13 protein-coding genes are annotated in these 13632 nt (G+C 56.2%); 4 read left to right on the forward strand and 9 right to left on the reverse strand.

The features are described from left to right. The first annotated feature begins 57 nt into the window (after nucleotides 1-57). From V6U78_RS09965 to V6U78_RS09980, 4 genes are read left to right on the forward strand one after another with little or no spacing between them, the layout of a single operon-like run. Nucleotides 58-1335 (forward strand): efflux RND transporter periplasmic adaptor subunit, encoded by a 1278-nt coding sequence (locus tag V6U78_RS09965; protein WP_405340003.1) that lies wholly within the window; start codon nucleotides 58-60, stop codon nucleotides 1333-1335. Next, complete coding sequence (locus tag V6U78_RS09970; RefSeq protein WP_405340006.1) at nucleotides 1332-4433, forward strand: efflux RND transporter permease subunit; 3102 nt, start codon at nucleotides 1332-1334, stop codon at nucleotides 4431-4433. The genes V6U78_RS09965 and V6U78_RS09970 overlap by 4 nt, the downstream gene beginning before the upstream one ends. 56 nt (nucleotides 4434-4489) lie before the next feature. Continuing rightward, on the forward strand, nucleotides 4490-5149 hold the full coding sequence (locus tag V6U78_RS09975) for a TetR/AcrR family transcriptional regulator (protein ID WP_405340009.1): 660 nt from the start codon (nucleotides 4490-4492) through the stop codon (nucleotides 5147-5149). After that, entirely contained in the window at nucleotides 5150-5629 is a 480-nt protein-coding gene (locus V6U78_RS09980; RefSeq protein WP_405340012.1) for a L,D-transpeptidase family protein, read from the forward strand. On the opposite strand, the gene V6U78_RS09985 is transcribed toward V6U78_RS09980, so the two are convergent. The 9 genes from V6U78_RS09985 to rsxA form a co-directional block, all read right to left on the reverse strand. Further along, nucleotides 5626-6624 (reverse strand): branched-chain amino acid aminotransferase, encoded by a 999-nt coding sequence (locus V6U78_RS09985; RefSeq protein ID WP_405340015.1) that lies wholly within the window; start codon nucleotides 6622-6624, stop codon nucleotides 5626-5628. The genes V6U78_RS09980 and V6U78_RS09985 overlap by 4 nt on opposite strands. A 51-nt stretch (nucleotides 6625-6675) precedes the next feature. Continuing rightward, a complete protein-coding gene (locus V6U78_RS09990; RefSeq protein ID WP_405340018.1) occupies nucleotides 6676-7377 on the reverse strand; it encodes a DUF3334 family protein in 702 nt (233 codons plus the stop codon). Nucleotides 7378-7453: 76 nt separating this feature from the next. Continuing rightward, nucleotides 7454-8086: an endonuclease III gene (nth, locus tag V6U78_RS09995; RefSeq protein ID WP_405340021.1), complete on the reverse strand. Its 633-nt coding sequence runs from the start codon at nucleotides 8084-8086 to the stop codon at nucleotides 7454-7456. Beyond that, the gene (locus tag V6U78_RS10000; protein WP_405340024.1) at nucleotides 8083-8763 is read right to left on the reverse strand and encodes an electron transport complex subunit E; all 681 of its coding nucleotides are present in this window, start codon (nucleotides 8761-8763) and stop codon (nucleotides 8083-8085) included. The genes nth and V6U78_RS10000 overlap by 4 nt, the downstream gene beginning before the upstream one ends. After that, a complete protein-coding gene (rsxG, locus tag V6U78_RS10005; RefSeq protein WP_405340027.1) occupies nucleotides 8760-9443 on the reverse strand; it encodes an electron transport complex subunit RsxG in 684 nt (227 codons plus the stop codon). Before rsxG ends, V6U78_RS10000 begins: the two co-directional genes overlap by 4 nt. Continuing rightward, complete coding sequence (locus V6U78_RS10010; RefSeq protein ID WP_405340030.1) at nucleotides 9440-10459, reverse strand: RnfABCDGE type electron transport complex subunit D; 1020 nt, start codon at nucleotides 10457-10459, stop codon at nucleotides 9440-9442. The genes rsxG and V6U78_RS10010 overlap by 4 nt, the downstream gene beginning before the upstream one ends. Further along, entirely contained in the window at nucleotides 10459-12318 is a 1860-nt protein-coding gene (gene rsxC, locus V6U78_RS10015; protein WP_405340032.1) for an electron transport complex subunit RsxC, read from the reverse strand. Before rsxC ends, V6U78_RS10010 begins: the two co-directional genes overlap by 1 nt. Then, a complete protein-coding gene (gene rsxB / locus V6U78_RS10020; RefSeq protein WP_405340035.1) occupies nucleotides 12315-12929 on the reverse strand; it encodes an electron transport complex subunit RsxB in 615 nt (204 codons plus the stop codon). Before rsxB ends, rsxC begins: the two co-directional genes overlap by 4 nt. A gap of 65 nt (nucleotides 12930-12994) precedes the next feature. Continuing rightward, nucleotides 12995-13576 carry an electron transport complex subunit RsxA gene (gene rsxA, locus V6U78_RS10025; protein ID WP_405340038.1) on the reverse strand — a complete coding sequence of 194 codons (582 nt, stop codon included), beginning with the start codon at nucleotides 13574-13576 and terminating at the stop codon, nucleotides 12995-12997. Between the last annotated feature and the right edge of the window lie 56 nt (nucleotides 13577-13632).

Raw genomic sequence — 13632 nt, forward strand, 5'->3', positions numbered from 1 at the left:
TGATGCTGATCCTTGGTTTAACCTTGCTCCCTTTATTACATTAAGGATTTCTTATTTATGTCGCTGCTGAAACGTCTGCTCCCCGTCTTGATTCTGCTGCTGGCAGTGCTGATCTTTATCTTGCTGCGCGCCACACGGCCTGAGCCGCCTCCAGCCGGTGATGAAGAAAGACGCTGGCCGATCGCGGTATTCAATCTGGTACCGCAGGATCTTGCACCCCAGCTGCGCTTGTTTGGTCAGTTGGTCAGTTCAAGCGATATTCAATTGCGTGCGCGTACAGCGGGTGATGTGGCTCAGGTGTTGGTTCGCGGTGGTGAAGCGGTGGTGGCGGGGCAGCTCTTACTGGTGCTGGAGGATCTCGATGCCCAGGCACTTTATCGTCAGCGTCAGGCCGAGGTACAGGAGCTGGAAAGCCAGCTAGAGCAAAGACGCCTTCAGCAGCAGATCGATCAACAAGCCTTGGAAGAAGAAGAACTCCTCTATCGCCTTGCTGAGCGTCAGTATCAGCGTCAGCAGCAGTTAGCTCAGGCCGATCGTGCCTCTGCGCGTCAGGTTGAAGAAGCCGCGCAAGCCTTGAGCCAGCAGCGTTTGACCCGCCTGCAGCGTGAGCTGGCCTTGGCTTATTTCCCTTCTCAGGTGCAGCAGTTGGAGGCCCAGTTACGCCGTGCGCGTGCGCAGCTGGAGGTTGCCGCGCGTGATCTGGCCGCCACCCAACTGCGTGCGCCTGCCGCGATGCGGATTCAAGAAGTCCTGGTGGCAGAAGGGGATAGGGTGACGGCTCATGAGCCGCTGGTGCGCCTGCATCGACCCGATGAACTGGAGCTAGAAGCGCGTATTCCCATCTCGGCCTTGCCTCAGGTCAGCGCGGCTTTGGATCAACAGACGGCGGTGTATGCAACAACAGAACTGGATGGTCAGTCGTTGGTGTTTCGCTTGCAGAATCTGGCGAGTTTGACCACCGAGGGCGCGGGCGTGATGGCGACTTTTGTGCTCGAGCAAGGTCGAGCTGAAGGACTGGCGCTAGGACGCTTTATTGATGCGCAGTTGGCCTTGCCGGTGCTCGAATCGGTCTTTTGGTTACCGCAGGAGGCGGTGCAGGGGCGTAATCGTGTTTATCGCGTGCAGGATGGGCGTCTTGAATCCTTGCAGGTGGAGCTGTTGGGTGAGCATCGTCTTGATGGTCAGCCGGGTGTGCTGGTGAGCCGAGCCGGTTTGGCCTTTGCAGATCAGCTGTTGGCAACACGCTTGCCGAATGCGATGCACGGATTGCTGGTTGAGATTGTCAGTGAGCGCAGTGCGCAGCCTGAGCTCGTGCGGCAGGAGCAAGGCGAATGAAGCTGATCGGGCTGTTTTTACGTCATCGTCTGGCCAGTCAGCTGTTGATCGTGATGATGCTGATTTCTGGCAGCTGGGCCTTATTGAAGCTGAATACGCAGTTCTTTCCCAACTTTTCGCTGGATTTTATCACGGTGCGCGTGGTGTGGACTGGTGCCAGTGCTGAGGATGTCGAGCTGGGCGTGACTCTGCCACTAGAGAACAGTCTGCGTAGTGTGGATGGCGTGAAATCCATGACTTCGACCTCTTCCTTGGGGATTGCCGCGATTACGCTGGAGTTTTACGACGGCACGGATATGACGCAGGCCCTCGCGCAGGTTGAGGATCGGGTGGCGCAGTTGCGCCAGCTACCCGAAGCCGCAGAAACCCCGGTGGTGTCGCGTGTGGTGCGCTATGAGCCGATTGCGCGCCTGCTGGTGACTGGCTTGGCCGAAATGGATGAGTTGCGCATTGTGGCACGCCAGTTTGAACAGGCTTTGCTCGATCGTGGTATTGAGCGTGTGGATCTTGGTGGACTGCCAGAGGAGGTGGTCGCGATCGAGGTGCCCTTAGCTGAGCTGCTGGCGCTGTCGATGACGCCTCAGCAGCTGGCGCAGCAGTTGCGCGCTTTTACTCAGGATCAGCCAGCGGGTCTGGTTGGGCGAGACCAAGGGACGCGTCAGTTACGCTTGTTGGAGCAGGCGCGTAGCTGGTCAGATTTTGCACGCTTGCCTGTGCAGTCCTCTGCTCGTGAGGGCTATGTGCGCTTAGGGGATATCGCCCAGATTGAGCAGCGCCCACGGGATGGTCAGGCGCTGGTGCGCTATCAAGGTCAGCCCGCAGTGGAGCTGCTGTTGCAGCGTACAGAAAGCACTGATGCCTTGGCCGCTGCACGCCTATTTGCACTCTGGTTGGAAGAAACTCAAGCGCAGCTGCCTCCTAATCTGCAACTGGTGGTCTATGACCAGCTGTGGGAGTTGATTGATGAACGTATCAGCCTGCTGCTCAAGAATGGTTTGACGGGCTTGGTGCTGGTGGTGGGTATTCTGTTTTTGTTTTTAAGCGGCCAGTTGGCGGTGCGGGTGGCGCTGGGTATTCCGGTGGCCTTTACCGCTGCTTTTATCGCGCTGTGGCTGTTTGGCGGCAGTATCAACATGATGTCTCTGTTCGGCTTTATTATGGCACTGGGGATTATTGTCGATAATGCGATCGTGGTCTCCGAGCATGCCTATACGCTGCGCGCAGAGGGCAAGAGTGCAGAAGAGGCCGCCGAAACAGGTGCTTTGCGGATGCTGGGCCCAGTGATTGCCTCTTCGTTGACGACCGTCGCGGCTTTTTTCCCATTGATGCTGGTTGGCGGCATTATCGGCAAGATCATGTTTGAGATCCCCTTGGTGGTGATTTGCGTGATTCTGGCGACTTTGGTGATCAGCTTTTTGATTTTGCCGCACCAGCTCAAAAAAGGCTTGGAGCAAGATCCTGCCACCCAAACTAAAAACCCGATTTCAGCTGCTTTTGAGCGACGTTTGATTCATTTCCGTGATGGGCGTTTTCGGCGTCTGGTCACCCGTGCCGTAGCGCAGCGGGGGTTGACGCTGGCTTGCGCGGCTGGCTTGCTGATTGTCTCGATTGGCCTGCTTGCCGGTGGGCGGGTGGGTTTCACCTTCTTTCCCAGTCCTGATGGCACCACCTTGCGTGCCAATGTGTCTTTTGTGGCCGGTACCTCGCCTGAGCAGGTAGAGAATCTGATGCAGCGTCTTGAGGCTGCGTTACGCGAGGCCGAAGCTGAGCTGGGAGGTGGGCTGGTACAAACCCAGGTGGTGCGCCTTGGACAGCTGTTGAGTGCTGAAGGCGGTGGTGCGCAGGGGGATCAGTTTGCCTCCTTATTGGTTGAGCTGGTCTCACCGGATCGGCGCGAGGTCACCAATCAGGCGCTGATTGATGCGTGGAATGCACGCCTGCCCAGTGCGCCGGGTCTGGATGCGGTGATCATCACTGCGGTCACGGGTGGTCCGCCTGGGCGTGATGTGGATGTGCGCTTAACCGGTGCTGATGCGATGACGCTCAAGCGCGCCGCTTTGGAGCTGGCCGGACGCATGGAGGATATCCCGGGCCTTTTTGCGATTGAGGATGATACGCCCTATGGTCGTGAACAGCTCTTGGTGCGCCTGCGCCCTGAAGCTTGGCATCTAGGCTACACCCCCGCTAGCCTGGCGGCTGAGCTGCGCGGCTTTTTTGATGGCAGTGTGGTGCAGGTCTATCAAGAAGGTTTGGATGAAATCGAGGTGCGCGTGCGCCTGCCGGATGATGAGCGCCACAATGCAGCAATCCTGCAACAGCTGGCGCTGCCCTTGCAGCAGGCAGAAAGAGGCTGGATTCCACTCGATCAACTGATGACGCTGGATTATCAGCCTGGTTTTGAAACCTTGCGTCATGCGGATGCGCGCTTGGCGATTCATGTTTCTGCCGAGGTTGATCGAGCGCAGGGCAATGCAGGCCAGATTCGTGAGGGGCTGGCTACGCAAGTGCTGCCTGATTTGGCCCAGCGCTATGGTGTTGAATGGTCTTTTCAGGGGCGGGCGGTGGATCAGCAGGAAACCCTAGGCGATATGCAGATGGGCTTGTTGTTTGCGCTGGTGGCGATTTTTGTGGTGCTCGCCTGGATGTTTAGCAGCTATTTACTGCCCCTTGTGGTGATGGCGATTATTCCCTTTGGTCTCTTGGGCGCGGTGATCGGGCATGGCCTGTTGGGGCTTGAGCTGACGATTCTTTCGTTGTTTGGCTTATTTGGCCTGACGGGGATCGTGGTCAATAACTCGATTATTCTGGTCAGCTTCTATCAAGTGTTGCGTGATCAAGGGCTGGCGCGAGAGCTGGCCATCGTCGAGGCGGCCTGTCAAAGGTTAAGAGCGGTGCTGATTACTTCCGTGACCACCATTGTCGGTCTGGTACCTTTGTTGTTTGAACGCTCGGTACAAGCGCAGTTTTTGATCCCGATGGCCACGTCGCTGGTGTTTGGTTTAGGGGTGGCCACCTTGCTTGTTTTATTGGTGATTCCGGCCTTGCTGGCGGGCGTCGAGGCTTGGCGTGATCGTCTGGCCGGACAAGATGTGGCTTGACGCTTTTTTCACTTGAAAGGATAATGTTTCAAACAAACGTTTCAAGTGGAGTCATCATGGCACAATCAGAAACAGTCGTCCGTATTTTGGATACGGCCGAAGTGCTTTTTGCAGAAAAAGGCTTCGCCGAAACCTCATTGCGGACGATTACGAGTAAAGCCAAGGTTAACCTGGCGGCAGTCAACTATCATTTTGGGTCTAAAAAGGCCCTGATTCAGGCGGTTTTCGCGCGCTATCTGGATCCTTTCTGCGAAGAATTTAATGCTCAGCTGGAGGTGCTGGAGCGCCGCCCAAGCCTGACTTTGGAGGATTTACTCGAAACTCTCGCACGCACCACCTTGAGTATTCCTGCACAAAAAGGCAGCTTGTCGATTTTTATGCGTCTGCTGGGTTTGGCCTATACCCAGGCGCAGGGGCATATGCGGCGCTATCTACAACAGCATTATGGAAAGGCATTTAATCGCTTTGCCCAGCTGTTGAAAAACGCGACGCCTGAACTGCCGGATGCTGAGCGCTTCTGGCGTTTGCACTTTATGCTGGGTTCGGTGGTCTTTACCCTGTCATCACTGGATGCGCTGAAAGATATTGCCGCCAGTGATTATGATGAGAAAATCCGTGTGAAGGATCTGGTTGCACGCTTCTTACCTGTGGTGACTGCGGCCATGCATGCCCCTGTACCACCTCAGCCGCCACGCATGGCGGAAACAGCGGCTTAGATGCTGGAGATCTCCCTTGCACAGCAAAGCTTGCAGCGGCTAGATGCCCAGGGTCGGGTGATCTGGTCCTGCGCCGTGTCCAGCGGCTTGGCTGGGGCTGGAGAGCAGCAGGGCAGCGGGCAAACTCCGCGTGGCTGGCATCGGATTCGCGCCTGTATCGGTGCTGGTTTAGATCCGCGCGCGGTGCTGGTCGGGCGTCGTCCAACCGGAGAGATCTGGACGCCAGAATTGAGCCTAGCGCATCCAGAGCGTGACTGGATACTGGGTCGGATTCTGTGGCTGTGTGGGGAGGAAGTGGGTGTGAATCGTGGCGGGCAGGTGGATACGCAAAGGCGGTATATCTATCTTCATGGCACGCCCGATGATCAACCTCTGGGCGTGCCCTTATCGCATGGTTGTCTCCGTCTCCATCCTGATGCCATGGTGGCACTTTTTGATCAGGTGGAGAGCGGAGAACGGGTGCTGATTCGCGAGGATTAAATCCGCGTTAACCAGCCATGACGATCTTCTGCTTCGCCCCACTGAATTGCATTCAGTGCTTGGCGTAGCTTGGCGGTGATCGGTCCTGGCTGGCCGCTGCCGACAGCATATTCCTGACCGTGATGAATCAGCGTGCCAACCGACGTCAGCACGGCGGCTGTGCCGGATAAGGCGGCTTCACACTCAGGCTTGGCCGCTCTTTCCAGCAGCTCATCGACTGTCAACTGGCGCTCGGAAACACGCATACCAAGATCACGCGCGAGGGTGAGAATCGAATCGCGCGTAATACCATGCAGGAAGCTTTCATCCAGCGCTTTGGTGATGATTTCATCGCCATCAATCAGCAGGAAGTTGGCCGCGCCGGTTTCTTGCACATCGCCATTGGGGCAGAAGAGCACTTGATCCGCCTGCTGCTCGGCGCGCGCTTGGGTGATCGGGCGCAGTGCACTGGCGTAGTTGCCACCACTTTTGATCATGCCCATATGAGGCGCACAACGCATGCCTTGATCTTCGAGTAACAAGCGCAGTGCTGTGGCCCCGCCTGCAAAATAATCGCCAACAGGTGAGACAAGAATATAGAGGCAGGATTGGGTAGAAGGCGCGGCAGCCTTGCCGATGGCGGGTTCTGTACCAATATGCGTAGGACGAATATAGAGTGAGCCAGGGGGGGCAGGCACTTCATCGGCAAAGCGTGCCACAGTGTCCCGAATCATCTGGGCCACCTGTGCTTCATCGATCTCAGGCAGTGCCAGCAGGCGGCTGCTTTGTGCTAAACGTGCGATATTGCGATCCATGCGGAACACATGGACAGAGCCATCTTGGTGACGAAAGGCTTTTAGCCCCTCGAAGCAGGTGCTGGAGTAGTGTAATACATGTGCACCGGGGTGGAGGACGAGCTGGTCGCTCGGCACCATGGCTGCGCGGCCCCATTCTTGACCATTAAAATCAACTCTTGCCATTTCTGGCATAAAAACAGTACCAAATGCAGTAGCCATTCTTATTTTCCTTATATCACAGCTTGGATGCGCCCTTGTGAGGCGCGGATATTAGATACCAAGGTCGTTCATCAGATCATCGTGTGCATCGTCGCGAGAAGCGGCGTGAGATGATGAGTGACGATCTCGGTGGTTTTCCTCAAGAATATCATCTGGGTTTTCAAGCTCTGAATCTTCAAAATCATGGAGTTTGATAAATTCAGTTTTATCCATAGATAACTCGAGATAGAAGATATTATGGTTTTCAGTGCTGAAAGTCACTCGGCGTGATTGAGGCTGATCCAGCGTGGTGTTGACCGAAATCTGCACCTGTTTATTGATCGCCATCATCTTGGGCTGGCTTTGGGTGATTGAAGTGCGCAGTTGAACGCGAACCTTGTTGGTGAAGTCGCCAACGATCTGGTTCATGATCTCACCCATCACATTGCCCACTTCATCAGCGGTATGAAACTGGGCCAGTTCGCTTTCTGGCATGCCCATACTGAGCAGATATTTGCGATAGATTTCCATCGCAGATTCAGCGGTAAAGTTGATGATGACCAAGCCAGAAAAACCACCATCAAACAGCACAAAGCAGCCGATATCTGGACGTAAGCAGGTTTTATTGATCTTTTGCACCATTGGGGAGTAGGTGACCTGCTCGTTTCCGGCGTTATTTAATACCTGAGTTACTGAGTGGCACAAAATCAGCAGCACTTCTTCAGTGGTGATCGCGCGTGAGCGGCGAGCAGTCGCGAGTTGTTGTTGGTTCACGGTGGGCCTCATGGATTTTGTTGGATCACAGTCATAAAAAAAGGCCAAGCGTCAAGGCCTTTTGCATTGTTTTATCTTACTCAGTTTTATCTTGGAATTCACATAAATCTTCAATCAGACACGATCCACAGCGAGGCTTGCGCGCTAAGCAGGTGTAGCGCCCATGCAGAATCAGCCAGTGGTGGATATCCTGCTTAAATTCACGCGGCACATGACGCAGCAGCTTTTGCTCAACCTGATCGACATTTTTACCCGGCGCGATGCCCGTGCGGTTACTAACGCGAAAAATATGCGTATCCACCGCGATAGTAGGCTGACCAAAGGCGGTGTTGAGCACCACATTGGCCGTTTTGCGACCGACACCGGGCAGGGCCTCAAGCGCACGACGGGTTTTGGGCACCTCGCCTTGGTGTTGATCCAGCAGGATGCGGCAGGTTTTGAGCAGGTTTTCGGCCTTGGTGTTATACAAGCCGATGGTTTTTATCTGCTCCTTTAGCCCTTCTAAACCAAGATCCAGCAGAGCTTGGGGAGTATTGGCCAGTACAAAGAGCTTGGCTGTGGCCTTGTTGACGCTCACATCCGTCGCCTGCGCAGAAAGAAGAACGGCTGTCAGCAATTCAAAGGGTGTGGTCCAGTTGAGCTCGGTGGTGGGATGTGGATTGGCCTCTCTGAGCCGACTAAAAATTTGATAGCGCTTTTGTGCATTCATAAGGCGGTATCCCGATCACTGGCGAGAATCGACTTGGCAGCCTTGGCTTTGCGGCGCAGATCGATACCGTTTTTGGCGGCGATTAATAAACCCATGCCAAAAAAAGCACCTGGCGGAAGCAAAAAAATCAGCACCTGAAAATCGCTCCATAAAGTGACCTGCATGTCAGCTGCCCAAGCCCCGAGCAGCAAATCCATACCGCTGAATAGCGTGCCTTGCCCCAAGACTTCACGCAGACCACCCAAAAGCAGTAGCACAGCCGCAAAGCCCAAGCCGACCATCAGGCCATCAAATAGGGCTGCCCAAGGGGTGTTTTTGCTCGCAAAGGCCTCTGCTCGCCCTAAGATCATGCAGTTGGTGACAATCAGCGGAATGAAGATCCCCAGAATCTGATATAGCTCATAGGTGAAGGCCTGCATCAGCAGCTCGGCACAGGTCACGAAAGAAGCAATGATCATCACAAAAGCAGGGAGGCGCACACTGGCAGGAATCTGGTGGCGTAACAGAGAGATCACCAGATTAGAGCCGAGCAGCACCAGTAGGGTCGCCAGCCCAAGGCCCAGTGCATTGACCAGACTATTGGTAACCGCAAGTAGCGGGCAGAGGCCAAGCAGTTGCACTAAAGCTGGGTTGTTCTTCCACAAGCCTTCTTGTGCGATTTTGCTGTAGTGCGTCATGGTGATGTCTCCTGATCGCGCCGTTCGGCTTCGGCTTGCCAGTCAGCTAAGGCTGAATCGAGTAGCATTGAGTGCTGCTCCTGCCAGATCAAGGCACGGTGCACGGCGCGGACGACCGCGCGCGGGGTGATGGTGGCGCCGGTAAACTGATCGAACTCGCCGCCATCGCGCTGCACGGCCCAGCCTGAAGTGTTGCTGAGGCTGCGTCCGTTAAAGCTTAAGATCCAGGCTGATTTTTGCCTTTCGATCTTATCCCCTAAGCCTGGGGTTTCCTGATGCTCAACCACCCGCACGCCAAGGACTTCGCCTTGTGAATTCAGCGCGATCAGCAGATGGATCTGGCCGCTATAACCATCGCGGGCGATCAGTGGCAAAATCAGCGCGCTCTGGGTGGCGTCTCTAGCCGATCGGGCAAGATAAGCCTGAAATGGCTGGTCTTGTCCCAGAGTGGGGGCGGCTGGAAGTTGCAGCGGGTGATGCAAATCGAGCTGATATTGCTGGTCTTCAGGCAGGAGTTCATGCATCAGACGGGCCGCCGCCTGGGCGCGATTGTCGCTGATCCGTTCACTGGTCAGCAGGGCGGTGCTGGCGACCAGCCCTGCGGTGACCAGTGCAAAGACGACCAGGCTGAGACTGCTTTGCCAGAGGCTGCGACCCAGTTGTGGAGGTGTGTTGCTCATTCTTTTGGCTCCCGATGCCCCATTGTGCGCGCCGCCTTGCGTTGACCATAGGTGCGCGGACGTGTGAAGTAATCCAGTGCTGGTGCGGCGGCATTCATCAAGAGTACCGAGAAGGCCACGCCATCAGGGTAGCTGCCCCAGGTGCGAATGCTGATCACCAGCAGGCCCACACCCATCGCAAAGTAGACCTTGCCGCGCAGACTGGTGGCACCGCTGACTGGATCGGTCAGAATAAAAAAGCCAGCAAAGACCACAGAGCCAGCCGCAAAGTGAAGCCAAGGCGGGGCTTGGTGACTGGTATCCCATCCCCACACCAGCGCTCCGGCAAGAAAAATAGTGGCAAAAAAAGCCACGGGAGTCTGCCAAGGGATGAGTCGACGCCAGAGCAGATAGCCACCCCCGAGGCACCAAGCACCGGCGATCCAGGCCCAGGCATGGAGCATCTCTGGCAAAAGCTGCCCGCTGGCCCAGAATTCATCGGCCATCAACAGGCCCTTGTTCCGCCAGGCATCGAGGGCTGTGGCCCCTGTCCAGCCATCCAGCTGTGCGACAGAGCGCCAGCCCTCGATAGAATCCAGCGTCAAGGGCAGTGGCCATTGGCTCATCGGCAGCGGAAAACTAATCAGCAGCAGTGCATAGGCGGCCATGGCCGGATTAAAGGGGTTCTGGCCCAGACCACCAAAAAGCTGTTTGGCGCAGAGGATGGCAAAAAAACCACCGCTGATTGGAATCCACCAAGGTGCCGTGGCGGGTAAGCAAATCCCCAGCAGCAAGCCGGTGAGTAGGGCTGAGCCATCATGCAGGCAGCGCCACGAACGCTGACGCCAGTAAAGAACCAGCGCTTCAGACGCGACACAGCTCAAGCAGGCGAGCAGGATGTTGATCAGCACACCTGGCCCGAAGAAAAAGCTCAATGCGGCAATGCCAGGAAGGCAGGCGAGCATCACTTGGCGCATCACCTGTGCTGTCGTCAGGCTATGCAGAGTGTGGGGAGAGGCAAGTTGCATCCAGCGCATCAGGGAGTCTCACTTGTGGTTGTCTCGGCTTCAGCCAGTTGAGCGGCGGCTTTGGCCGCCTGGGCTTCTGCAGCGGCGACGCGTGCTTCTTGTTCTGCCAATTGCTCAGCGGGTGTATGGCTATCCGCTTGCAGATTCTGCAGGGTCTTGCGTGCTTTTTTCAGCGCAACTTGTGCAGCAGCCTGAGCGATTTTCAGCTGCTTGAGGCGTTTTTCATCCACCGGCGCTGAAGCAGCGACTGTCTGGGGGGGCGTTTGAGGCTGGATCGTCGACGTCGCGCTCGTTTTTTCTTTGATGGCTGCTGCGGCCTCGCTGGGTGGTGTCGAGACAGCGGCCGTGGTGGTTGGCGTGACGGCCTTGACGGCTGGCGCGGCTTGCTGCTGTACAGCCTGCGCGGCTGCGGCACGAGCTTGGCGCTTGGCTTCTTTTTCAGCGGCATCGCGTTCTAAACGAGCTTGGCGAGCTTCAAAGCGCTGTTTGGCCTGTTCGGCTTTCAATGCGTCTTGATCACGCTGCGCCAGCTCAGCCTTGGCATGGCGATAGTAGTCGACCAAGGGGATTTCACTTGGGCAGACCCAGGCGCAAGCCGCGCATTCGATACAGGCTTGGAGCTGCTGGGCGCGCAGTTGCTCCCAGTCCTGCCCCTTGGCATAGAAGTACAGCTGCTGTGGCAAAAGCTGAGCCGGACAGACTTCTTCGCAGCGGCTGCAGCGAATACAAGGCAGCTCTGGCCCAGGCAGTGGGAGTTCTTGCACTGAAGGCAGCAAAAGGCAGTTGCAGCCTGGCGTGATCGGAAACTGGCTGCTGGGCAGCGCCTGCCCCATCATCGGGCCACCGAGAATCAGGCGAGGCGTTGGGCTGGGCCGATAGCCAGCCAGGTCCAAAAGGTGCTGCATCGGCGTTCCCAGACGAACCAGATAATTGCCGGGATGGGCGACCTGCGCCCCTGTGACGGTGACCAGTCGCTCGATCAGCGGTTGATCGCGTATCACCGCATCGGCAAGGGCCACCAGAGTGCCGACATTATGGCAGAGTAGACCCAGATCCAGAGGTCGGCCTCGATCAGGGACTTCCTCGCCAGTTAACAGTTGGATGAGCTGTTTTTCACCGCCAGAAGGATAGAGGGTGGGCAGGATCACCAGCTGGGTTTTCGCGGCCAGAGCTTGCCAGTCTTCTGTTTGTAAGGCGGTTTCTAGTGCCGCGATGGCTTCTGGCTTGTTGTCTTCAATGCCGATCATCAGCTGCTCAGGTTGCAGTAGATGATTGAGGATCGCCATGCCCTCGAGGAGCGCTGTTGGGCGCGTCCGCATCAGCGCATCGTCGGCGGTAATATAGGGTTCGCACTCAGCGGCATTGATGATCAGCGCACGGATGCCCTGCTGGTGCGCGCCTTGTAGCTTGAGCGCACTGGGGAAGGCTGCACCGCCAAGGCCGCTGAGTCCGCCTTGCATGATCCGTCGCCATAACTCAGCAGGATCAGCGGTTGACCAAGCGGCAAGAGGCTGACTGGGTCGGGCGAGATCCTGTCCATCACTGTGCAGCACAATACAGGGCAGAGGTTGTGCGCTGCCAGCAACAGGGCGAGCTTCTATCGCGATGACTTCTCCGCTGAGACTGGCATGCACCCAGGGGATATCCAGCTGGTCACTGGAGGCGATGACTTGATTGCGCTGAACCTGTTCTCCGATCGCCACACAGGGCGTAGCAAGACGATCAGGGCGCTTGCCTAGCGGCAGGATGACTTCTGCTGCCAGTGGGGCAGAGCGCAAGGGGGACTTGGCTGAGATGGCCTTGTGTTCAGCGGGATGGATGCCGCCATGAAAGCGGCCAATGGGCTGACGGCGCACGGAAAGACTCATGGCTGGCTCCCTAAGGGCGAGAGGTCGGTGGCAATCAGTCGCGCTTGCTGGCTGGACCAAGGGCCAGCAGGGCGCGGATAGCGAGGCGGTGTGATATCCAGCATATCAATGCAATCCACCGGGCAGGGCGCAACGCAAAGATCGCAGCCAGTACACTCCTCGGCAATCACCGTATGCATCTGCTTGGCGGCCCCTAAGATAGCGTCAACGGGGCAGGCCTGAATACATTTGGTGCAGCCAATACACTCTTCTTCACGAATCCAGGCCACCTTTTTGCCGCCGAGTTCTGCGGTGGTTTCTTCCAATGGCAGTGGTTCTCGGCCAAGCAGGTCGGCCAGATTCAGCATGGTTTCTTCACCGCCTGGAGGACATTTGTTGATGGCCTCGCCCTGCGCAATGGCCGCAGCATAGGGCTTGCAGCCCGGGTAGCCGCACTGGCCGCATTGCGTCTGAGGCAGCAGCTGATCAATCTTCTCCGCCAGAGGATCACCGGCAATATAAAAGCGCACCTGCGCATAGCCGAGCAGCAGCCCAATCAACAGCGCGAGCAGACCTAGCACCAGTAGCGCAGCAAGCAAGGGGTGTAAAGATGGTAAAGAAGCAAATGGCATGTTCAGTGTTTCTATTGGTCGAGTAAAAAATCAGCAGAGTCCCAGCTCATCAGTGCGCTCAAGCGCTAGAGCTGAATCATGCCGGTCAAGCCCATAAAAGCTAGAGACATCATTCCCGCTGTGATCATTGCCACAGCCGCCCCTTGAAAAGGAAGGGGAACATCGGCCAGCGCAATTCTTTCTCTTAAGGCAGCAAACATCACCAGCACCAGCGCAAAACCCAGGCCGGCTCCTAAGCCATAGACGATCGATTGAACAAAGCTCAGTTCTTGTGTTACGGCGAGCAGCGCAACACCCAGTACGGCGCAGTTGGTGGTGATCAGCGGTAAGAAAATGCCGAGTGTCTGGTGTAAGACAGGTGAGGTTTTTTGGATCAGCAGCTCAGTAAACTGCACCACTGCCGCAATCATGATAATAAAGCTAATCGTGCGCAGATATTCCAGATTGAGAGGCAGCAGCAGGCCGTGATAAACCAGATGGCTAAGTGCCGAAGCGAGAGTTAAAACAAAGGTGGTCGCCAAGGCCATACCCAACGCCGACTCCAGCTTGTTGGAGACACCCATAAAAGGACAGAGGCCCAAGAACTGGACAAGAACGAAATTGTTGACTAGCACTGTACTGATTAAAAGTAAAAAGTATTCAGTCATGCCGAAATCCAAAATAATAGAAAAGAACAGCGAGTCTAACGGACGTAGCGCATTAA

The organism is Marinospirillum alkalitolerans (genome assembly GCF_045055655.1).
Classification (GTDB): domain Bacteria; phylum Pseudomonadota; class Gammaproteobacteria; order Pseudomonadales; family Halomonadaceae; genus Marinospirillum; species Marinospirillum alkalitolerans.